Here is a 22722-nt window from a genome sequence, read left to right as displayed (position 1 = left end):
ATACTAGAACCGAGAAGACGTTATACGTCGGAAATCCGGTTCGGTCCGGCTCGGGAGGGGTTGTTCGTTATGGTGAAGCGTGCTTCGATTCGTCCTCATCTGCTGCTTGCCTTTGTTCTGGTCATGCTGCTGACAAGCTGGGAGTCTACCCGGATGAGCGCGGCTTTTGTGGAAGGCGCCATCCCGCAGGAGTCGATTCGTTTGCGCATTTTGGCCAACTCCGACCGTCCGGCGGATCAGCGCTTAAAGCGGCTTGTACGCGATGAGGTTGTACGGCGTATGAACACCTGGGTGCAGGAGCTGGAAACGACGTCCATTGCGGACGCGCGGCTTCTAATTGAGCAGCGGCTGCCCGAGCTGGAGCAGGCAGTAGGCGCGGTGCTAAAGCAGCAGCGTTCGGAATACCCGTTTACGGTTGAGCTTGGACAGGTTGAATTTCCGGCTAAGCTTTATGGAGATCAGCTGTATCCGGCCGGCATGTACGAGGCGCTGCGGATAACAATAGGCTCCGGGCAAGGCCAAAACTGGTGGTGTGTGCTTTTTCCCCCGCTGTGCTTCGTGGATGCGGTTTCCGGGGAAGCGGTCGCCGCAGCACCGGAAGAAGCGAAGGCGGTTTCGGCAGTGGCGAAAACCGCGGCTGCCGATGCTGCGCCGAAAACCGCGGCGGTCAAAAACGCAGCCGGTACGGACAAGCCGGCGAAGGAACAAGCGGCAAATAAGACTGCGGCCAAACGGACGGCGGACGAGAAGCCGGTAAAATCCGCGGCGGAAGGCGCGTCCAGCAAAGCTGCCATGAAAGCGGCAGCCACTGAGCCGGTAGAGGAAGCAGCTCCAGAAGTCCGCTGGTTTATCGTCGATATGGCCAAGCAATGCTTCGATACTATAAAAAAGTGGTTTTCTTAAACCGGCCCACGGTATAATAAAAGAAACGCACAACGCAACCTCATAGTAAAGGAACGTCATGTAAATGATAAATACATTCCATTGGAAAGTCCCATTGGGCGGGTTGTCCGGCCAGGACAATCCTATGCTTCATGAAGCGGCACAGCTTCTCCGGGAGGGGGAGCTGGTCGCTTTTCCTACGGAGACGGTATATGGCCTTGGGGCGGATGCGGCCAATCCGGCAGCCGTCGAAGCCATTTTCGCCGCCAAGGGCCGACCTTCAGACAATCCGCTTATCGTCCATATTGCAGACCGCAGCCAATTGACCGCGCTGTGCCGGAACGTGCCGCCGCTGGCCGAGCGGCTGATGGACGCTTTTTGGCCTGGCCCGCTTACGTTTGTTTTGCCGGTTCGCCCTGAGGCTGTTTCCGGCCGGGTAACGGCAGGCCTCGATACAGTGGCTGTACGTATGCCGGATCACCCGGCGGCTCTTGCCCTAATCCGGCAATCCGGGCGCTATATCGCCGCTCCCAGCGCAAACCGGTCCGGCCGTCCCAGCCCGACCCGCGCCGAGCATGTGCTGGAGGATTTGGACGGGCGTATTTGCGGGATTGTCGATGCAGGACCAACCGGTCTCGGCCTTGAATCGACGGTTATCCAGCTGGAGGGGGACGTGCTTCATGTTTTGCGGCCGGGCGGGATTACCGCAGAGCAGCTGCAGGCAGTATGTGGTGAAAAAATTCATGTGGTTGTTTCTGAGGGGCCTGCCCCTGCGGCCGATGCTCCAAGTGCCATGCGGGAAGCAAGCGATGAGCAAGTAAACCGGGTCGAAGGACAGGCCGTTATATCCACCCCGGATCTTGAAGCCCCCCGATCGCCAGGCATGAAATATACGCATTACGCTCCTGCAGGCCAGATGATACTGGTAACAGGCGAACGTCCGCAGCAGGTGCTTGCCAAGCTGCAGCAGCTGGTGAATGAGGCCAAGCAGCAGGGGCATCGAACGGCCGTTCTGGCCTTTGCCGATGAAGTCCCGCTGCTCACCGCGGACGTCGTTCTCGGTTGTGGAGCAGACGGGCAGCTGGAGCCTCTCGCCGCCCAGCTGTACCATGCGCTGCGTTTTTTCGATGAAGCGGGCGCAACCTTTATTGCGGCGCGCGGCTGCCGCCGGACCGGTATCGGCCATGCGCTGCTGAACCGGATGGAAAAGGCGGCGGGCCACCGGATCGAGCAAGTGTAGCCGGGCCTGTACTTTTTCGCTCCCTTTGTGCATATGTTGATGTAGACGTTGGACAAGGGAGTGGTCATTTTGGCCATGTGGGTCGGATTTGGGCAATTATGGACAATTCTTATCATGGCCTTCGCACTCGGACTCGATGCTTTTTCCTTAGGAATCGGTATCGGAATGAAGGGCGCCAGATTACGGGAGATCGCCAAAATCAGCGCAGTTATCTCCTTATTTCATATCGTGATGCCTCTAATGGGGATGTTCCTGGGACATTATGCCGGGGCTCTGCTGGGCAATATAGCCACCATAATCGGCGGTGTTTTGCTGATGCTGCTGGGCGGCCATATGATTCTCCATTCCTTTCGGTCCGAGGATATGTCAACCTTCGATCACCGGACGCTGGGCGGTCTGCTTGTCTTTGCCCTGAGTGTCAGTATCGATTCCATGTCGGTAGGGGTTTCGCTGGGCTTGTTTGCTTCCGATGTGATGATAACCGTACTGATGTTCGGAATATTTGGCGGCGTGATGTCAGTGCTGGGACTGCTGCTTGGACGCCGGGTCGGAGGCTGGGTAGGCGAATATGGGGAAGCGCTGGGCGGAACGATTTTACTCGCATTTGGAATCCGGTTTTTAATATAATGTAAGAACAACATCCAGAGCCGCGCAGCTCGAATCGATAGCAGGAGGACGACAGATGAACCGGATCTTATTTGTGTGCACCGGCAACACATGCCGGAGTCCGCTGGCTGAAGCTATGATGCGCAAGCTGGCCTCAGACTATCAGATAACGCTAGAAGTACGTTCCGCAGGAGTCGCTGCAGTATCGGGCGGACCGGCTTCACGCCACTCACAGACAGTTATGAAGGAGCGAGGGCTTCCTTCCGAGCATCAATCACAGGCCCTTAGCCGTGAGCTTGTCGAATGGGCCGATATGGTCCTTACGATGACCATGGGTCATAAGCAGCGTATCGTTCAGCTGTTCCCGGGAGCCGTGGACAAGGTGCATACCTTGAAGGAGTATGTGGAGGACGACGACAGGGCTTTACAAGCCCTTGTGGAAAAAGAACATCTCATCTCGGAGATCCAGTTGAAGCAGGCGCTGTCCCAGCCGATCACTGAATCGGACCGGATTCGCGTGCTGGAGCTGGAACGGAAATCGCCGAGCCCCGACATTGCCGACCCTTTCGGCGGTACGCTGGAGGATTACCGGATTTGTGCCGGTGAGCTGGAAAATGCCTTGCAAAAGCTATTGAAGAAGCTTCAGAAATAAGGTATGATGAAGCATAAGATGAAGTCCCGATGTAACTGGCGACAAGTGGAGCAAACCACAATGGAGCATCGGGTCATACGGCCGGTCGCCTGGGCAAAGAGCAACGACACGATTCGTGTTGACCTGCTCTTTTTTGCGTTTATCGGTTATAATAGGACTTGGACAACCGGGCCCATTCTGACCCGGCAAGGATGAGGAGGCGCAAAAGACGATGAAAATTGCAATTGGAGCCGATCATGCGGGCTACCGTTTGAAGGATGAACTGATTCCGTTTATTCAGCAGCTGGGTCATGAGGTGGTCGATTATGGCTGTTCCTGCCCGGATTCGGTGGATTACCCGGACTATGCCATCGAGGTTTGCGATAAGGTCGCAGCTGGCGAAGCTGACCGGGGGATTCTTATTTGCGGTACCGGCATCGGGATGACGATCGCAGCTAACAAAGTGCCCGGCATCCGCTGCGCGCTCGTGCACGATTTGTTCTCGGCTAAAGCAACCCGGGAGCACAATGACACCAATGTTCTGTCTATGGGAGAGCGGGTCATTGGACCGGGCGTAGCGCAAGAAATCGTCAAAATCTGGCTGGAAACAGAGTTTTCGCAAGGGCCGCGCCATGTTGGCCGCGTGAACAAAGTCAAAGCGATTGAAGATAAATATCAGCTGCATCCGTAACCGGCCGAGGGAACCCTTTGTAGAAGGAGGGACACTTTGATGACATCAAGCACGGATCAACATGAATTTCAAGGGTCACAGGCACAAGAAACTGCCGCCGAGGCAATTGCAGCACAGGCGGAAATCATCGTGCGGGAAACCGTTCAGGCCGGCCGGCTTGCAGCGGGACAACTGCTTGTCATCGGCTGCAGCACTAGCGAGGTGCTGGGCCAGCGTATCGGCTCATCGGGAACGATGGCAACCGCGAAGGCGATTTACGAGGGCGTGGAGCGGGTCCGCAAGGAAGCGGGATTTTTCCCGGTGTTTCAGTGCTGCGAGCATTTGAACCGCGCACTTGTTATGGAGCGTGCCGCCGCCGAGCGATACGGCCTGGAGCCTGTTGCTGCGGTGCCTGTACCCAAAGCAGGCGGCTCAATGGCCGCTTATGCTTACCGGCGCCTTCATGATGCCGTATTGGTTGAGACCGTTGCCGCCCATGCCGGCGTGGATATCGGAGAAACCCTGATCGGCATGCATTTGAAGCGTGTGGCCGTGCCGCTGCGCCCGTCACTGCGGTTTGTCGGGCATGCCCGCGTAACAGCAGCCATTACCCGGCCTAAGCTGATTGGCGGCGTCCGTGCCGTCTATGAATTACCTGAAGAGGATTTACCTGCGGAAGCTGATTCCGGCAGCTGTCAATAAAACTAGAAGCTAACCTTAGGAGGAAGAAACCATGGAACAATTGCGTAAACAAGATCCGGCCATCGTGGCTGCGATGAACCAAGAGCTTGCCCGTCAACGTGACAAAATCGAGCTGATCGCTTCCGAGAACTTCGTGAGCGAAGCAGTGCTTCAAGCAATGGGCACCGTATTGACCAACAAATATGCGGAAGGCTATCCAGGCAAACGCTTCTACGGCGGCTGCGAGCATGTAGACGTAGTGGAAGATCTCGCCCGCGAGCGTGCCAAGGAGCTGTTCGGCGCTGAGCATGCCAACGTTCAATCCCACTCCGGCGCACAAGCCAATATGGCTGTTTACTTGGCAACTATCGCTCCAGGCGACACCGTACTCGGTATGGATCTGGCGCACGGCGGGCACTTGACCCACGGCAGCCCGGCGAACGCATCAGGTATTCTTTACAATTTCGTTGCTTACGGTGTAAACAAAGAAACTTTCCGTATTGACTATGACGAGGTTCGCAAAGCTGCATTCAAGCACCGTCCGCGCATTCTGGTTGCAGGCGCTAGCGCTTACCCGCGCGCAATCGACTTTGAAGCGCTTGGACAAATCGCAAGCGATGTAGGCGCATTGTTCATGGTTGACATGGCGCACATCGCCGGTCTGGTTGCTGCAGGCCTGCATCAAAGCCCTGTGCCATACGCTCATTTCGTTACGACGACTACCCATAAAACGCTCCGCGGTCCTCGCGGCGGTATGATTCTTTGCAAAAAGCCTTGGGCGGCTGCTATCGACAAAGCGGTATTCCCGGGCTCCCAAGGCGGCCCGCTGATGAACGTTATCGCGGCTAAGGCGGTTTCCTTCGGCGAAGCGCTGCAGCCTGAATTTAAAACCTACGCTCAAAACGTCATCAACAACGCTCAAACCTTGTCCGCTGCATTAGTGGAGGAAGGCTTGAACATTTTGTCCGGCGGTACAGACAACCACTTGATGCTGGTTGACCTGCGCAACATTAACCTGACAGGTAAAGAAGCACAGCACCTTCTGGATGAAGTTGGTGTAACAGTCAACAAGAACGCGATTCCGTTTGATCCGACCAGCCCGTTCATTACCAGCGGTATCCGTATCGGCACACCGGCTGCAACCTCGCGCGGCATGGACCAGGAAGCAATGAAAACGATCGCTAAGATCATTGCTTTGACTTTGAAAAATCCGACCAACGAATCCGCGTTGAACCAAGCGCGCGGCATGGTAAAAGAATTGACAGCCCAATTCCCGCTGTATTCCGAATTGAGCTACTAAGCGGTACTAATCAGGGGAGGCCGAGCAGGTCTCCCTTTTTCTCTGTGTTATGACTTAGGCCTATCCGGCGGGCCGAACAGGCCCATGTATGACCTATCACTGCTTTGTACGGTATGGCTGTGATAGGTTAACGGAGACTGCCCCGCCGCAGCGGAGGCATGAATCCGGCTGTTTCGGACCGGTCATTTTGCCGACTGCAAAACGCTTGGTCAGGGGCGGCCGGAATGGATGAAACTTGTCGCGGACAATGATATAATAAACGGGGTTTGCAGAATAGATGGAAGCAGGAGGCTGTCAATGAGCCGGGTTATCGTATGTGATCATCCACTGATTCAACACAAGCTTGCTTTTTTGCGGGATGCATCGACAACAACGAAAGATTTTAGGGAAATGATTGAAGAAGTATCGACGTTAATGGCCTACGAAATTACACGCGAGCTTTCTTTGGAGCCTGTCGAGGTACAGACACCGGTATCCAAAGCCCAGTGTTATACGATTTCAGGGCGGATGCTGGGGCTTATTCCGATTTTGCGCGCCGGCCTTGGTATGGTCGGAGGCGTGCTTAAGCTGCTGCCCTCGGCAAAGGTTGGCCATGTCGGTCTGTACCGCGATCCGGAGACGCTGAAGCCGATGGAATATTACGTCCAGCTGCCTACGGATGTGCAGGAGCGGGAGCTGCTTGTGCTTGATCCGATGCTTGCTACGGGCGGGTCGGCCGTGGCTGCGCTTGATGTGCTCAAAGCCCGGGGCTGCACACAAATTAAACTGATGGTGCTTATTGCTGCGCCGGAGGGGATTGCCGTTGTACAGAAGGCCCATCCGGATGTGGATATTTATGTGGCCTCCATCGATGAGTATCTGGATGACCACGGGTATATTGTTCCGGGCCTTGGCGATGCCGGGGACCGAATTTTCGGCACCATGTAGAAGAGAGGGACTGAGACGAGATGAAACGGATAAAGGTAATGACCATTTTCGGAACACGTCCGGAAGCGATCAAGATGGCTCCGCTTGTCCTCGAGCTGCAGAATTACCCGGAGCAAATTGAATCCAAGGTTTGTGTTACGGCGCAGCACCGTCAAATGCTGGATCAGGTGATGGACGTGTTCGGCATCCGGCCTGATTATGATCTGAACGTCATGAAGGAAGGGCAGACGCTCAATGAGCTGTCTATCCGTGTTCTGCAGGGGCTGGAGCCCGTATTCCGGGAAGAGAAGCCTGATATCATTCTCGTGCACGGAGATACCTCTACGACGTTCCTGGCGAGCTATGCGGCCTTCCTGCAGCAAATTCAGATTGGCCACGTAGAGGCCGGCCTGCGTACCTGGAATAAGCTTTCCCCGTACCCGGAGGAAATGAACCGCCAGCTGACCGGGGTGCTTTGCGATGTGCATTTTGCCCCGACGGAGTGGTCGGCCGGAAATCTGCGGAAGGAAAATAAATCCGAGGCCTCCATCTACGTGACGGGAAACACGATTACGGATGTCATGCGGTACATGGTTCGCGACGATTATACCCATCCGATGATCGAATGGGCCAAAGGCCGCCGCCTAGTGCTGATGACCGCCCACCGCCGCGAATCCCAAGGGGAGCCGCACCGCCAAATTTTCCGGGCCGTACGCCGCATTGCCGATGAATTCGAGGATATTGCGATTGTGTATCCGGTGCATCCGAACCCGGCGGTCAAAGGACCGGCGCAGGAGCTGCTGGGAGACCATCCGCGGATTCAGCTGATCGACCCGCTGGATGTGACGGATTTGTACAATTTTTATCCGCATACGCATTTGATTTTGACCGATTCCGGCGGTATTCAGGAGGAAGCGCCATCGTTCGGCGTGCCTGCGCTGGTGCTTCGTGACACGACGGAGCGTCCGGAAGGGATCGAGGCTGGCGTGCTCGAGCTTGTGGGGACGGACGAAGAGACTGTGTATGCCCGTGCCAAGGCGCTGCTGAGCGATCAGGCTCTGTATGAGAAAATGAGCAAAGCGGCCAACCCGTATGGTGACGGCAAGGTCAGTCCGCGGATTGCGCAGGCGATTTTGCACCATTTTGGACTGGAATCGGAACGCCCGGACCCGTTTCATTAAGACAAGCTTAAAAAACCAAACAGCTGTACTGTACGCTGTTTGGTTGCCGAAAGGCGGGAAACGTTGCCAGATAAGGCTTTTCACCGATCCGTGTTCACGAAATGTTTGATTTTTTTTGAATTGACAAAGCTTGTTTAGCTTCGATACAATGATGTAGGATTTGAAGGAGTGTGCCATGAGCGACCAATCTTCCAAACCATGGAAAGCGATAGGATTAGTGAGTGCAATTGGCATTGACCTCGGCGTTTGCGTGGTTGCCGGTTTTTGGGCCGGGCAGTGGGTAGGAGGCTTTTTTGGCGGCCATCCACTGTGGATTGCAGGTGGCGTATTGGCCGGTTTAGCCGTCAGTATTGTCAGCATTGTATATTTGCTAAAACCATTCTCGGGGGGCTAACATGGACGAGTTATCGGCCCATCTTCAAAAAATCCAGCGTCCGGCGATGGTTTTTCTGTCAGCGCTTGCTATCGGATGGATTGTTCTTCCGGACTACCGTCCCTTTTGCGCTGGCTTGTTTCTTGGAGGTCTCGTCAGTTTCATTAATTCCCGGTACTTGGCGATGAAAGTGCGTCAAGCTGCAGATGCCGCTGCCGGCACGGGACGAAAAAAAATGAATCTCGGTTTTTTGACGAGGGCGAGCTTGGCGGTATTGGTTGTGTTTTTTTCCTTGAAGTCTAATCAGATCCATCTGATTAGTACAATTGTTGGTTTTTTTCTTATGCATTTGGTTACACTCCTACTGGGTGTTGCCGCAATGATTCAAAAGACTAAGAAATAGAAATCAGGCTGAAACGGAAAGGGGTGAGAAGATTGCATAATTTTCCGATTATTGATTTAAACGGTTTCAAAATTGATATTTCTACGTTTCTTATGGTCACTTTAACCTGCATTATCGTGTTTATTCTGGCTCGTCTGGCCGTTCGCAACTTATCGGTATCCAACCCTGGCAAGCTGCAAAACATGATGGAGTGGCTGGTAGAATTCGTATCCGGCATCGTGGCCAGCAATATGGATATGAAAAAAGGAAAGCCCTTTATTGTACTGGGTTTGACTTTGATGATGTTTATTTTTGTAGGCAACATGATTGGTTTGCCGTTCTCTATCGGAACTGAGCATACCGAGCCGAACGCATTGCTGGGCATTACAGCAGATGCGATAGAAAAGTCTCACGGCCATGGGGTGCATGTGGTGTGGACGAAGTCGCCGACTGCGGATGCTTCCGTTACGCTGGCTTTGGCAGTGATGGTTATTGCCATTGTTCATTACAACGGTATCCGTCAAAACGGGAAGCGTTATTTCAAGCACTATTTTGAACCGTTCCCGGTGTTCTTCCCGCTGCATATCGTTGAACAAATCGCGAAGCCGGTTACGCTCGGCATGCGGTTGTTCGGTAATATTTTTGCCGGTGAGGTCTTGATTTCCACGCTGATCGGGGCAGGGATTTACGGGGTGCTGCCGCTCGTTGTATGGCAGGGCTTCAGTGTGTTCGTCGGTTCGATTCAAGCGTTTATCTTTGTCATGCTGACCATGGTTTATATTTCGCAAGAAATTAAAGACGATCATGATCATTAACATTATGTTTTCGGTTAGATCCAAGCCATCCGTATAATAGGTTGGATTCAATAAATTTATTTAAATTTGAGGAGGATATATTCAATGGAATTTTTAGCAGCAGCAATTGCAATTGGTCTGGGTGCACTGGGTGCAGGTCTTGGTAACGGTTTGATCGTAAGTAAAACAGTCGAAGGTATCGCTCGTCAGCCAGAACTGAAAGGTCCGCTGCAAACAACGATGTTTATCGGTGTTGGTCTCGTCGAGGCACTTCCAATCATCGCTGTCGTATTGGCATTCCTGTTCTACGGTTCCGCAGCTTAATAATGAATTGACTTGGCGGGGACGGCCTCATGTCATCCACGCCTTACTTTTGCTTTGAATCATTCTGAACTAAGCTGCATTTGAAAGGAGTGACCAAATTGAGTTTCCATTGGGAATCTTCGGTATATGCGATTATTGCATTTGCCATTCTCTATTTCTTGCTCAGCAAATACGCTTTCGGGCCTTTGATGGCAATTATGGAAAAGCGCAGACAGCTCGTTCAGGGCGAACTGCAGCAGGCTGAACAATCCCGCCTGCAAGTAGAGCAACTGCTCAGCGAACAAAAAGGCGCATTTGAAACAGCACGTAAAGAAGCACAAGATATTATCGAGCAAGCAAGGCTTACTGCAAGCAAGCAGGCCGATGAGCTTGTACGTGTGGCAAAAGAAGAAGCAGGCCGTGTGAAGGAAGAAGCGCTTCGTGATATCGAGAACGAGAAAAACAAGGCGCTGGCGTCCCTGCGCAGCCAGGTAAGCGCGATGTCCGTTCTGATTGCTTCCAAAATTATCGAGAAGCAGCTGGACGAGAAATCCCAGCAAGAGCTGGTTGACCATTACCTGAAAGAGGTAGGAGGTCAACAATGAACAGCGACACGATTGTAGCGAAGCGGTATGCCAAGGCGCTGTTTGAAGTGGCCCAGGCAAAGCAAGCGGTCGGTCAGGTCGAAGAAGACCTGCGCGCGGTCGTTGCAGCCGTCAAAGCCAATCCGGACTTCGAGAAACTGCTGAACCATCCGAACATTGACACCAGCCGCAAGCTGGATGTTGTGAAGCAAACGTTCGAAGGCAAAATCTCGGAGGCGGTCTTCAACACGCTGCAGCTGCTCATTGAAAATGGACGGCAGACGCTGCTGTCCACCCTGCTGAACGACTATGTGCGCATTGCCGGTGAAGCGACTGGCGAAGCACGGGCAATCGTCACAACAAGCGTTCCGCTTACGGAAGAGCAAACGAAGCAGGTCACCGAGAAATTCGGCAAGCTGACCGGCAAGTCGATCCGGGTCGAGAATGTTCTCGACAAAGGGATTATTGGCGGGATGCTGGTACGAATCGGGGACCGTTTATATGATGCCAGCGTAAAAGGCCAATTGGCCCGACTGGAAAGAACGCTGAAGTAATTCAAGCACTGTAGACAGGGGTGAATATCACTTGAGTATCAGACCTGAAGAAATCAGCACGCTGATTAAAAGTCAGATCGAACAGTTCAAATCCGACATTCAAGTCGTTGATGTAGGTACAGTTATTCAGGTAGGTGACGGGATTGCCCGCGCTCACGGTCTGGAAAATGCAATGTCCGGTGAGCTGCTGGAGTTCTCGAACGGCGTCGTAGGTATGGCGCTCAACCTCGAGGAAAACAACGTAGGTATCGTTATTCTCGGACCATACAAAGATATCAAGGAAGGCGACCAGGTGAAACGCACCGGCCGCATCATGGAAGTACCTGTAGGCGAAGAACTGCTGGGCCGCGTCGTTAACGCCCTCGGTGAGCCTGTTGATGGCAAAGGTCCAATCAACACAGGTAAATCCCGTCCAATCGAGTCCCCGGCGCCTGGCGTTATGGATCGTAAATCCGTTCATGAGCCAATGCAAACCGGGATTAAAGCAATCGACGCGATGATTCCAGTCGGCCGCGGCCAACGGGAGCTGATCATCGGTGACCGTCAAACCGGTAAAACCGCGATTGCGATCGACACCATCATCAACCAAAAAGGCAACGGCGTGAAATGTATTTATGTTGCTGTTGGTCAAAAGCAATCCACGGTTGCTCTTGTCGTAGAACAGCTTCGTAAAGCAGGCGCGCTGGATTACACTATCGTAGTAACGGCCAGTGCATCCGAGCCGTCCCCAATGCTGTTCCTTGCTCCTTATGCGGGATGCGCAATGGGCGAGTACTTCATGTACAAAGGCGAGCACGTTCTTATCGTATACGATGACTTGTCCAAGCAAGCTGCCGCATACCGTGAGCTTTCCTTGCTCCTTCGCCGTCCTCCGGGCCGTGAGGCTTATCCGGGTGACGTATTCTATCTCCACTCCCGCTTGCTGGAGCGTTCCGCGAAGCTGAGCGATGAGAAGGGCGCAGGATCGATGACAGCACTGCCTTTCATCGAAACTCAAGCGAGTGACGTATCTGCCTACATTCCAACGAACGTAATCTCGATTACGGACGGTCAAATTTTCCTTGAGTCCGACCTGTTCTACTCCGGTCAGCGTCCAGCGGTAAACGTTGGTATCTCCGTATCCCGGGTAGGGGGCTCCGCTCAAACCAAAGCGATGAAGAAGGTTGCCGGTACACTCCGCGTAGACTTGGCGCAATATCGTTCCCTCGCTGCGTTTGCTGCGTTCGGTTCGGATTTGGACAAGGCGACTCAATCCAAGCTGAACCGTGGTGCTCGTACGCTTGAGATTTTGAAGCAGGGCGTAAACCAGCCGATGTCCTTGGAAAAGCAAGTTGTTAGTATTTATGCGGTAACGAAAGGATTCGTTGACGATATTCCGGTTCAAGACGTGACCCGGTTTGAGAAAGAATTCCTGGAGTTTGTTGGTTCCAACAAACCGGAGATTTTTGCATCAATCCGCGACACCAAAGATTTGACTCCGGATACCGATAAAGCCATTGTCGAGGCGCTGAATCAGTTTAAGAAAGGGTTTGCTCCTTCCGCTTAAGGAATGGGCAAGCCATCTTTCGGACGAAAGTGGTGAGAATGTAAATGGCTAAAGGGATGCGCGAGATAAAGCGCCAAATCAAAAGTACGGAAAATACGAAGCAAATTACGAAAGCGATGGAGCTCGTGTCTGCTGCGAACCTGAAACGCGCGCAAAGACAAGCCGAGGCGTCCAGACCTTATTCGGATAAAATGAAAGAGGTTATTTCCAGCATTGCTGCCGGTTCTAAAGGAATCAAGCATCCGATGCTGCAATCCCGTGAGATTAAGCGCACAGGCTACCTCGTTATTACTTCCGACCGCGGTCTTGCCGGAGGTTATAACTCCAGTGTGCTCCGTAAAGTAATGAACACCATTAAAGAAAAGCATAGGTCTGCGGACGAGTATGCCATCTTTGTGGTGGGCAGCAAGGGCAGAGATTTCTTCGTAAAACGGAACATTCCGATTGTCGGCCAAGTGACGGGAATTGGTGATAATCCGGCGTTTGCTGATGTAAAGGCCATCGCGAACAGCGCCGTCAACAAGTTCGTTGAAGGCGAGTATGACGAGCTGTACATCGTGTACAACCGTTTCGTAAATGCCATTACTCAAATTCCGACGGAAAAAAGACTGCTGCCGCTGGAGCAGGTAGAAGGCACTGCCGGGGCTGTATCCAACTATGAATACGAGCCATCGGCAGAGGGTGTTCTCGAAGTGCTGCTGCCGCGTTACGCCGAAACCCTGATTTATAGCGCTGTGCTGGAAGGCAAAGCGAGTGAGTTCGGGGCCCGGATGACAGCAATGGGCAATGCGACGAAGAACGCGACGAAGATGATCGCGAATTATACACTCAGCTACAACCGTGCGCGTCAAGCTGCGATTACGCAAGAGATTTCCGAAATCGTCGGCGGAGCGAACGCACTGTAATAGGAACGATTGAAAGAGAGTATTTTTGGAGGAGGGACACACATGAGCAAAGGACGCGTAGTCCAGGTCATGGGGCCGGTCGTCGACATCGAGTTCGAACGCGGCCATCTGCCTGAAATTTTGAACGCAATTAAGATCGAATATAAAGCTCAAGGTGCAGGTGAGCGCGACATCAATCTGACGGTTGAAGCGGCAAACCACCTTGGGGACAACATCGTGCGCTGCGTGGCGATGTCTTCCACAGACGGACTCGTTCGTGGCGTGGAAGCCGTTGACCTTGGCGGACCGATTAATGTACCGGTAGGTCCTGCAACACTTGGCCGCGTGTTTAACGTTATCGGCGATCCGATTGACGGAGCAGGCGAAGTGGATCGTACACTGACGAACCCGATTCATCGTCAAGCTCCAACCTTTGATGAACTGTCCACACAAGCAGAAATGCTGGAAACCGGTATCAAGGTCGTTGACTTGATGGCTCCTTACGCGAAAGGCGGTAAGGTCGGATTGTTCGGTGGTGCGGGTGTAGGTAAAACCGTAACGATGCAGGAGCTTATCCATAACATCGCGCAAGAGCACGGCGGTATCTCCGTATTCGCCGGTGTAGGTGAGCGTACTCGTGAAGGTAACGACCTGTACCATGAGATGAAAGATTCGGGCGTTATCAGCAAAACAGCGATGGTGTTCGGTCAAATGAACGAGCCTCCGGGCGCACGTCTTCGTGTAGCATTGTCCGGTCTGACAATGGCGGAATATTTCCGTGATCAAGAAGGCCGCGACGTATTGCTGTTCGTCGACAACATCTTCCGTTTTACCCAAGCGGGCTCCGAGGTATCCGCGCTTCTCGGCCGTATGCCTTCCGCGGTAGGTTACCAGCCAACACTGGCAACCGAAATGGGTCAACTGCAAGAGCGTATTACCTCCACCAAGAAAGGCTCCGTTACGTCGATCCAAGCGATCTACGTTCCTGCGGATGACTATACTGACCCGGCTCCTGCAACGGCGTTTGCGCACTTGGATTCCACGACGAACCTTGAGCGTAACATCGCGGCAATGGGTATTTTCCCGGCGGTGGATCCACTGGCGTCCTCTTCCCGGATTCTGACTCCGGAAGTTGTCGGTGAAGAGCATTACAACGTGGCACAAGGCGTAAAGAAAATTTTGCAGCGTTACAAAGAGCTGCTTGATATTATCGCAATCCTGGGTATGGACGAGCTGTCGGATGAAGATAAAACGGTCGTTCACCGCGCAAGACGCATCCAATTGTTCCTGTCCCAGCCGCTGCACGTTGCAGAAGCGTTCAACGGTATTCCTGGACTTTACGTTCCGGTTAAAGAGACCGTGCGCAGCTTCAAGGAAATCCTGGATGGCAAACACGACGATCTTCCGGAACCGGCTTTCCACAACGTTGGTACGATTGAAGATGCCGTGGCTAAAGCAAAAACCCTGTAATCGGGTTTTTTGCTAGTCGGACCGCTTCTTCCTGCTCGGTGCCTTTGAACCGAACAGGAGGGAGCTTCCGAGCCGGCCTCGCGAGAAGGAGGAATCAACGTGAGCACCTTTTTATTGGAAGTGGTAACGCCTGAGCGTAAAGTGTTTGCCGAGCAGGTAAGCATGATCGTCGTTAAGGGAACGGAAGGGGAGCTGGGCATTTTGCCTAATCACATTCCGCTTGTTACGCCGCTCCGAATCGCTCCGGTTACAGTGAAGCAGGATGGCAAAAGCCATGTAATTGCTGTAAACGGCGGATTCATGGAAGTGCGCAAAGACAAGGTGGTCCTGTTAGCGGAGAGCGCTGAGCTGCCGGAACAGATCGATGTTGAACGTGCTCAGGCTTCGAAAGAGCGCGCTGAACAGCGTATCAAGGGCAATAAAGAAGAAATTGATTTCCGTCGTGCGGAGCTTGCACTGCAGCGTGCCCTCAACCGGATTTCAATTGCAGATCATAAAGAATAATGGATGAAACCAAAAAGGCAATGGAGAATCGCTCTCCTTGCCTTTTTGGTTTATTTTTTTAGTGCTGTTTTTCTTATCAGCGTGTAAGCTTGCGCCACTATTGTTTCAAAACAGGTACAGTCCAGAGTAGGGGATTCAAAGCTGTTTTTCAGATTGCATTGTTTTCTCCCCCGTTATTCATGGAAATGCCGCTCGTAATTGTTGTCATTTCCGCCATAATATTAATCATAGGGATCGACCCCGCGTAGGTGAAGATTAGGGAAGGAGGAAGACAGCTATGAATGATGAAGTGACGATGTGTGTTATTGATGACATTCGTTCAGTTGTGAATGGAATCGTGAATCATATTCCTTGGGGCGAGCATGGAATCCGGATTGTCGGAACGGCTTATAACGGGGAGGAGGGGCTGCAAATGATTCGTTCCGTGAAGCCGGATATTGTTCTCACGGATATTCGGATGCCTAAGGTAGACGGGCTTGATATGATGCGGCTGATGCAGGCCGAGAGCCCGAAAACGAAAGTTATTTTTATGAGCGGGTACACGGAGTTTAATTATGCCCAGCAGGCCATACGGCTTGGGGCGTTTGATTATATTTTGAAGCCATTTACACCGAATCAGGTGCTGGAAATTGTTTTAAAAGCCAAGCAGGTGCTTATGGAGGACTTGCATTTGGCCTTACGCATGAATGAAATGGAGCATAAGGTTAGGGAAAGCATTCCGGTACTGCGGCAGGAATATTTCCGCCTGCTTCTTCGTTATAAAGCAAGCCCCAAAAGCGCCCGGGAGCGTTGGGACTTTCTGCAGGTTGGCATCGATAAGGAGAATTTTATTGTGCTGCTGGCCGAAATAGATCAGCTTGCTGATCAAAGTCCTGCCCTGCCGGTGCCGGAGGTGGAACTGCTTCGCTTTGCCGCGCAAAATATTATGGAGGAGACGATCTCCAGATATACGAACGGCTTGGTGTTTCGGGAGGACATCCAGCGACTTGTGGCGGTCATTAATCCGACGGAGCGAATCAGCGCTGAAGCGCTGGCGGAGGAATGCCGTGAAAATATTGCCCGTTATTCCAGCTGTACGGTATCCATTGGAATCGGAACAGAGGTTCGGGACATACCGGATATATCGGATTCGTACCAGCAGGCGATTGTGGCGCTTTCCTATAACTTTTATACCGGAGGCAACAGTGTTTACAGCTATTCGGATGTAACGCCAGCCCACCCTATGCCGGTACGGCAGTCTGCCGAGAAGGAACGGGAGCTTTTCTACTGCTTGCGTTCGGGGAATATGGCCAAGGCGGAAAAAGTGCTGGATGATATTTTTGAAGAGGATTTTACATTTTCGGTGCCGCCGGAGCCGGGTGTCATCAGAAACAACTACTATGAGCTTGCATTCTTGATCCATCGCATATTTATGGAGAAGCTGACGGATGAAGAGCGGCAGCCGTTAGAGCAGCGGTTAAAGGACATTAAAGCAGGGACGGCTCTTACCTTGAAGGACACCCAGGAGCTGGTTCGCTCCTTGTGCCGGGAAGGCTGTGAATTGCTGCGCGGCCAGCAGACCAAAGAAGCGCATCAGTTAATTAATCAGGTGACGGCATACATGAAGGACAATCTTCATTTGAATATGACGGCCAACGATTATGCCCGGATCGTTTTTTTGAGCGGCAGCTATTTCTCCAATCTGTTTAAAAAGGTTACGGGGATGACAATCCATCAATATGTCACCTCTGCGCGTATGGAGAAGGCCAAGGACATGCTCATCGAGGGCAGACAGGTTCAAGAGATTTCCCTGGCTCTGGGCTATGAGGACCGTCCGTACTTCACGGAGCTGTTTAAACGCCATACGGGCATGACGCCATCTGAATTCCGGCAGCTGTATGCTTCCGATTCATCCCAATAACGGAAACGCTCCATCGTAAAGTTGCATTATCCCCTGCAAAAAGTGATATTCTCTCTCCTCTCTGAAGGGCCACTTCTCTTATAGTAGCTTTAGGACAATATGAGAAGAATTAAAGGAGTGAGAACTAACATGAGCAGAAAAGCGTTACGTACTCTCAACTCGTATGTATTTATTTTACCGAGCTTGATATTGACGCTTGCGTTATCCGTATACCCGATTATTTGGGCGCTGCGGTACATGTTTTATGATTATCAGGGCTTCGGAGTTCCCCAATTTATCGGTCTTGACAACTTTTCACGGGTCATGAGAGACGATCAGTTCTGGAATTCGGTATACAATACCTTCGTTTATGCAGCCGGCAAGCTGATCGTGACGCTGCCGTTATGTCTTATCCTGGCTGTAATTTTGAACCGTGCCATCAAGGGCCGGCAGCTGCTGCGGGCGATTTACTTCCTGCCGACCATTATTAGTACATCGGTTATGGCGATCGTGTTTATTATTATTTTCAACTCCTATAACGGGATTTTGAACCAATATTTAATGAGCCTCGGCATTGTGTCGAGCCCGATTGACTGGCTGGGACCGGATAATGCGATGCTGACGACCGTCATTATTGCCATCTGGGGCGCGATCGGAAACTACATGCTGTTGTTCCTCGCAGGGCTGCAAAACATCCCTGAGGACTTGTATGAAGCGGCTTCCCTGGACGGCGCGAACACCATTCAGAAGTTCTGGAATGTCACCATTCCGCTGCTTGGTCCGGTCATGCAGATGATTATTATGCTGGCAATCACAACCGCGCTGAAGGGCTATGAGAGCATCATGGTCTTGACAGAAGGCGGTCCGTTCGGAAAAACCGAGGTTATGTTCTTGTATGTGTACAAGCTGTTCTTCCCTGTCTCTACGATGAGCGCCAACGTTCAGCAAATCGGCTACGGCAGCGCGGTCGGCTTCGTTACCGCACTGATTGTCGGTGTCATTACCCTGCTGTACTTCTGGTTGTCCAAGCGCTTGAACAAAATTTATTAATCAGAGCGATAAGGAGGGAGAATAAGCTATGGAAAGCGCACAACAATTACAATATAGTCCAAAAGAAAAGAACAAGCTGCTCCATTTTGTCTCGATGACCTTGCTATGGATTTTCTTGATTGCCGTGGCCGTGATGCTGCTGTTCCCGATTGTGGTTGCGATTCTCGGTTCATTCAAGACGAACCTGGAGGTAACGACAGGCGCTACATTTTTACCTGCGGAATGGCATTTCTCAAACTATGCTGAAGCGTGGAAAAAGGCGAACTTTGCACTTTTCACGTGGAACAGTCTCTTTATTGCGACAGCAACAACCGCAGGCACCATTATTGTGACAACGATGGCCGCATATGCTGTCGATCGCGGTTCCTTTATCGGTAAAAAGTTATATGTAGGGCTGCAGGCCAGCACCATGTTTATTTCGATCGGAGCGGTTGTGCTGCGTCCGCAGTTCGACCTGATGGTTGCCTTAAACCTGAATGAATCGTTGTGGGGCGTCATTATTATTTTGATTAGCGCCCATGCGACGTCGTTCTTCATGCTCATTGGCTTCTTCAATGGGATTCCGCGCGATCTAGATGAAGCGGCCTACATTGACGGCTGCAATTTCTACTCGGTGTACTGGCGCATTGTTCTGCCGCTTCTTCGTCCGGCGATTGGCGTAACCGCCTTGTTCGCGTTCCGGAATGCCTGGAATGAGTACATTTTGCCGTTCGTCTTTACGATGAGCAAACCGGCCCTTCAGCCGCTGACGGTTGGTCTTTCCAATCTCCGTTACGGGCTGGGTGCCGCTTCCGAGCTGCAGCTGATGCTCGCCGGGGCGTGCCTGTCGATTTTGCCGATTCTGGTCGTATACATTTTTGCTAACAAATCGTTTATGCAGATGACAGCCGGTTCGTTAAAAGGGTAATCTATAAAAGAAATTCACTTTCTTTTAGTGGGAGGATCGAAACGGAAGTTGGCCAATAAAAAGCCGATTTATTACAGATTATCGCTGAAACGGCGAATCTGGGCCTCGTTCACCCTGCTGACGATGATTAGTATCGCTGTAACGGGAACGATGTCCTATTACATCGCCTCCCGGGTAAATGAACGCAATGCATTCCAGCTTAGTCAAAATACGCTCAATAAGTCGGTACAGGTTGCTGATGAGCGGTTAAAGCATATTGTGGTATCGTCCTCCGTCATGATGCTCAGCCAAGCCTTCAAGGACATGATGCAGGATGTGGCTGGGCGGAAGGCGGGCAATTATTACCTTCATTTGTCTGCACTTCAGGTGCCGTTCGCGCAAATGAAGCTGAGTGAGTCATCTATTGAATCGGTCCTGATCTCGACACCAATCGGCGATTTCTACCCGACCAACTCTGTGCGCGATACACGGGTCAGCTTCATGGATACCGACATGTTCCAGGCCATGGATAAAAGCAATAGCGGGCGGGAGCACTGGGTGGAGGCGCACGAGGACCGGCTGTTCTACGGGAACAACCGGGTCATCTCATTGTTGATGAATCCACTTAGTGAAACCTATACAAGCGGTGTGTACCTTATCATTAATGTGAAGGAAGAAGCGCTCCGGGAAGCGATAATGCAGGATTTGGTCGGCAGCAGCGGACAGTTTCTGCTTCTTAATGCCCATGGGCAGAGCGTGACGGATATGCGCTCGGAGTACAGCTATCTTCTGGAAGATGGTTCTTTTGTAAGCAAGGTGCTTGATCAAACGAACCGTTATTTCGAGCATACCACCGGTTCGGACAAGTTGTTGGTTAATTCGGCCCGCCTCAGCCTGGGTGAGCAGTGGGTATTGGTCAGCTTGCAGTCCAAGTCGGCCCTGCTTAGCCAGATGAACCTGATCAAATGGTTTATCCTGATTATTATGATTGGATGTATTTTGCTCGCGCTGCTGCTTACCAATGTGTTCTCCGCTGTTCTTCTCCGGCCGCTGCATAAGCTGCAGCGCCTGATGAAACGGGTGGAGCAGAATTCGCTGGATGTGCGCTTTACCAGTGATTTTGAAGATGAGGTTACCCAGGTGGGCAGGCAGTTTAACCGGATGCTGGAGCAGATCGAGGCGCTTATCAACGATGTGAAGACATCGGAGCTTCAGATGCGCAAGGCGGAGGTAAAGGCGCTTCAGGCGCAAATTAATCCGCACTTCCTGTATAACACGCTGAATACGATTTTGTGGAAATCAGCGACGGCCGAGCATGAGGATGTACGGGACATGATTGTGTCCTTGTCCATGCTGTTCCAGTTGGGCTTAAACAACGGGCAGGAAATTACGACGCTGGAGAAAGAAATCGAGCATGTGCGGCAGTATTTGATGCTTCAGCAGAAGTGCTACGAATCATTATTTGACTACGAGATTATCGTCACCAACAATGCGGTGCTTTCTCATCCCATTTTGAAAATTTTGCTTCAGCCGCTCGTTGAAAACTGCATTCTTCATGGGTTTGAGCATCGGGAGGAGCATGGTTTAATCCGTGTTCTTGTGGCTCAGGACGAGCATCACTTGTATCTGAGTGTTGAGGATAACGGAAGCGGCATGGATACCCAGGCTGTTTACCACCGTCTGGAGCAGGAGCAGGAAGCAGACTGGGAGCAGCGGCCGTCCAAGGGCTATGCCTTGTCCAATGTGTATAACCGGCTGAGATTCTATTATGGTCCGGATTCGCGCATGATATTGGAAAGCGAGCCTGATGTCAAAACTACAGTGAAGCTGATTATTCCCTTGAAGCAGGGGGAATAGTTGTTTTCTCCACCACGGATCATCAGATTGACCTTCTTACCCGGACAATGGATTGTACTATAATCAGCTTGTTAGCGCTTTACATCCTAGATTTCAATTCATCACTAAAAGGGGAGAATGACAGTGGCAAAAAAAGCAATCGTTACCGCCCTTTCGGTTCTGCTGGTATTTCTGCTGGCCGCTTGCTCGACAAGCAGCACAGAGCAATCTGCAGCCAATAACAGCGGGGCAGCTGCCGGTGGCAAGACAAAGCTGACGTATTGGACGAATGACCGTTCCGACGCAGACTATATCAAGGAAGTAATTAAGAAGTACAACGAAACAAACACCGATAATCTTGAAGTTGAGATCAACATCATGGCGGATAACTACGACCAGTCGGTTGAAATTGCGTTCGCCAGCAAGCAATCTCCTGATATTCTTCGGGTCGATTTCAATAAGCTTGTACCCTGGGTACAAAAAGGCTTCCTGACTCCGCTCGATCCTTACATTAGCGCAGACATGAAGGCCAAATTTGCCAACACGCTGGTAGAAGAAAAGAACTTGTATAAAGGCAGCATCTATAGCCTTCCGAACGTAGGCCAAATGTGGCGTTTGATTTACAACGTGGATTTGTTTGAAAAAGCAGGTCTGAAAGAACCGCCGAAAACGCTGGCTGAATTCGTAGAATACGCCAAGAAGCTGACTGAAGCCGGTAAAAGCACAGGCGCTTACGGATTTGCCGCCAACTTCAAAAACTCGTCCTCTATTGACCGCGTTATTTATCCAATCGCGACTTTGAGCGGGACAGGCGTTGTTGAAGGCTACAACTTCAAAACCGGTAAATACGATTTCGGTGCCTACAAAGCGGCGGTTGAAGCCCTTCATCAAATGCGTCAAGACGGCAGCATGATGCCGGGCGTAGAGACACTTGATATTGACCCGCTGCGCGCACAGTTTGCTGAAGGTAAAATCGGGATGTACATCAACCACTCGGCAGAGCCGGCTGTGTACAAAAACCAGTTCCCGGCTAAAATCCGCTGGGCTGCTGCTCCAGTACCCACTGTTGACGGCAAAATGAATGGTGCAACAATGGTTAACGGCGGCGCATATTTGTCCATCAGCAAAGATTCCGCAAATAAAGAAAAAGCGTGGAAATTCCTGGAGTACATGTACAGCGATGAAGTACAAAAGGGCTACCATGAGCAAGGCTACGGCGTCTCCATCCTGCCGCATATTACTGAAAAAGCAAAAGCTCCAAGCATTGCCGGTATGGAAGGCTTCATCCCAACCAAATATGATGCTATTTATCCGGCTGCCCCGACCTTTACTGTTGAAGGCAAGCTGGAAGGCATGAAAAAATCCGATGTTCTGATTAGATACATTATTCAAGGCGGCGACCTGGATAAGTCGATTCAAGACCTGAACCTGCGTTACAATGCTGCAATGGAAGTTGTCAAAGCAGCCGGTGCGACGCAGCCTCTGGTTGATCCGAACTTCGAGCCGGCTTCCCTGCAAGGCAAGCTCGGCAAATAATACGAGCACCATCTATAGATATTCGTACTTTGAAGCGCACCGGT

24 protein-coding genes and 1 riboswitch are annotated in these 22722 nt (G+C 51.8%); all 24 genes read left to right on the top strand.

Annotation, left to right across the window (positions count from 1 at the left end; all coding sequences use genetic code 11):
* The first annotated feature begins 69 nt into the window (after positions 1-69).
* The 24 genes from spoIIR to WBG83_RS08355 all read left to right on the top strand — a co-directional run bounded on the left by spoIIR (position 70) and on the right by WBG83_RS08355 (position 22678).
* Positions 70-903, top strand: coding sequence for a stage II sporulation protein R (spoIIR, locus tag WBG83_RS08470; protein WP_336744421.1), 834 nt, complete (start codon positions 70-72; stop codon positions 901-903).
* A gap of 67 nt (positions 904-970) precedes the next feature.
* Positions 971-2122 carry an L-threonylcarbamoyladenylate synthase gene (locus WBG83_RS08465; protein WP_442955811.1) on the top strand — a complete coding sequence of 384 codons (1152 nt, stop codon included), beginning with the start codon at positions 971-973 and terminating at the stop codon, positions 2120-2122.
* A gap of 66 nt (positions 2123-2188) precedes the next feature.
* Positions 2189-2749: a manganese efflux pump MntP gene (locus tag WBG83_RS08460; RefSeq protein ID WP_442955810.1), complete on the top strand. Its 561-nt coding sequence runs from the start codon at positions 2189-2191 to the stop codon at positions 2747-2749.
* A gap of 55 nt (positions 2750-2804) precedes the next feature.
* Entirely contained in the window at positions 2805-3380 is a 576-nt protein-coding gene (locus WBG83_RS08455) for a low molecular weight protein arginine phosphatase (protein WP_336744418.1), read from the top strand.
* A gap of 21 nt (positions 3381-3401) precedes the next feature.
* Positions 3402-3482, top strand: a riboswitch (ZMP/ZTP riboswitch).
* A 109-nt stretch (positions 3483-3591) separates the two neighbouring features.
* Complete coding sequence (rpiB, locus tag WBG83_RS08450; protein WP_336744416.1) at positions 3592-4050, top strand: ribose 5-phosphate isomerase B; 459 nt, start codon at positions 3592-3594, stop codon at positions 4048-4050.
* Positions 4051-4089: 39 nt separating this feature from the next.
* Complete coding sequence (locus tag WBG83_RS08445; protein ID WP_336744414.1) at positions 4090-4731, top strand: TIGR01440 family protein; 642 nt, start codon at positions 4090-4092, stop codon at positions 4729-4731.
* 31 nt (positions 4732-4762) lie between these two features.
* On the top strand, positions 4763-6010 hold the full coding sequence (gene glyA / locus WBG83_RS08440; RefSeq protein WP_336744412.1) for a serine hydroxymethyltransferase: 1248 nt from the start codon (positions 4763-4765) through the stop codon (positions 6008-6010).
* Between the two features lie 297 nt (positions 6011-6307).
* A complete protein-coding gene (gene upp, locus WBG83_RS08435) occupies positions 6308-6937 on the top strand; it encodes a uracil phosphoribosyltransferase (protein WP_336744411.1) in 630 nt (209 codons plus the stop codon).
* Positions 6938-6957: 20 nt separating this feature from the next.
* The gene (gene wecB, locus WBG83_RS08430) at positions 6958-8097 is read left to right on the top strand and encodes a non-hydrolyzing UDP-N-acetylglucosamine 2-epimerase (protein WP_336744409.1); all 1140 of its coding nucleotides are present in this window, start codon (positions 6958-6960) and stop codon (positions 8095-8097) included.
* Positions 8098-8272: 175 nt separating this feature from the next.
* Positions 8273-8491, top strand: coding sequence for an AtpZ/AtpI family protein (locus WBG83_RS08425; RefSeq protein ID WP_336744407.1), 219 nt, complete (start codon positions 8273-8275; stop codon positions 8489-8491).
* A 1-nt stretch (position 8492) separates the two neighbouring features.
* Entirely contained in the window at positions 8493-8873 is a 381-nt protein-coding gene (locus WBG83_RS08420; RefSeq protein ID WP_336744405.1) for an ATP synthase subunit I, read from the top strand.
* Between the two features lie 23 nt (positions 8874-8896).
* A complete protein-coding gene (gene atpB / locus WBG83_RS08415) occupies positions 8897-9667 on the top strand; it encodes a F0F1 ATP synthase subunit A (RefSeq protein ID WP_336744403.1) in 771 nt (256 codons plus the stop codon).
* An 84-nt stretch (positions 9668-9751) separates the two neighbouring features.
* On the top strand, positions 9752-9970 hold the full coding sequence (gene atpE, locus WBG83_RS08410; protein WP_336744401.1) for a F0F1 ATP synthase subunit C: 219 nt from the start codon (positions 9752-9754) through the stop codon (positions 9968-9970).
* A gap of 98 nt (positions 9971-10068) precedes the next feature.
* Entirely contained in the window at positions 10069-10554 is a 486-nt protein-coding gene (gene atpF, locus WBG83_RS08405; protein ID WP_336744399.1) for a F0F1 ATP synthase subunit B, read from the top strand.
* A complete protein-coding gene (locus tag WBG83_RS08400; RefSeq protein ID WP_336744397.1) occupies positions 10551-11087 on the top strand; it encodes a F0F1 ATP synthase subunit delta in 537 nt (178 codons plus the stop codon). Before atpF ends, WBG83_RS08400 begins: the two co-directional genes overlap by 4 nt.
* A gap of 31 nt (positions 11088-11118) precedes the next feature.
* Complete coding sequence (atpA, locus tag WBG83_RS08395; protein WP_336744395.1) at positions 11119-12633, top strand: F0F1 ATP synthase subunit alpha; 1515 nt, start codon at positions 11119-11121, stop codon at positions 12631-12633.
* A 44-nt stretch (positions 12634-12677) separates the two neighbouring features.
* Positions 12678-13538 (top strand): ATP synthase F1 subunit gamma, encoded by an 861-nt coding sequence (gene atpG / locus WBG83_RS08390; RefSeq protein WP_336744393.1) that lies wholly within the window; start codon positions 12678-12680, stop codon positions 13536-13538.
* A 42-nt stretch (positions 13539-13580) separates the two neighbouring features.
* Positions 13581-14987, top strand: coding sequence for a F0F1 ATP synthase subunit beta (gene atpD, locus WBG83_RS08385; protein ID WP_336744391.1), 1407 nt, complete (start codon positions 13581-13583; stop codon positions 14985-14987).
* Positions 14988-15086: 99 nt separating this feature from the next.
* Positions 15087-15491, top strand: a complete 405-nt coding sequence (locus WBG83_RS08380) for a F0F1 ATP synthase subunit epsilon (protein ID WP_336744389.1) — start codon at positions 15087-15089, stop codon at positions 15489-15491.
* A gap of 277 nt (positions 15492-15768) precedes the next feature.
* A complete protein-coding gene (locus WBG83_RS08375) occupies positions 15769-17391 on the top strand; it encodes a response regulator (protein ID WP_336744387.1) in 1623 nt (540 codons plus the stop codon).
* 129 nt (positions 17392-17520) lie between these two features.
* A complete protein-coding gene (locus tag WBG83_RS08370; RefSeq protein WP_336744385.1) occupies positions 17521-18420 on the top strand; it encodes a carbohydrate ABC transporter permease in 900 nt (299 codons plus the stop codon).
* 94 nt (positions 18421-18514) lie between these two features.
* Positions 18515-19327, top strand: a complete 813-nt coding sequence (locus tag WBG83_RS08365) for a carbohydrate ABC transporter permease (protein WP_336744479.1) — start codon at positions 18515-18517, stop codon at positions 19325-19327.
* Positions 19328-19375: 48 nt separating this feature from the next.
* A complete protein-coding gene (locus WBG83_RS08360; protein WP_336744383.1) occupies positions 19376-21163 on the top strand; it encodes a sensor histidine kinase in 1788 nt (595 codons plus the stop codon).
* A 123-nt stretch (positions 21164-21286) separates the two neighbouring features.
* Positions 21287-22678, top strand: a complete 1392-nt coding sequence (locus tag WBG83_RS08355; RefSeq protein WP_336744381.1) for an ABC transporter substrate-binding protein — start codon at positions 21287-21289, stop codon at positions 22676-22678.
* Positions 22679-22722: the final 44 nt, after the last annotated feature.

The sequence above is a fragment of the Paenibacillus sp. y28 genome, from assembly GCF_037137075.1.
In the GTDB taxonomy this organism is placed as follows: domain Bacteria; phylum Bacillota; class Bacilli; order Paenibacillales; family NBRC-103111; genus JBBBNV01.
The sequence above is the reverse complement of the archived record's forward strand: the minus strand, read 5'-3'. Positions and strand labels throughout refer to the sequence as shown.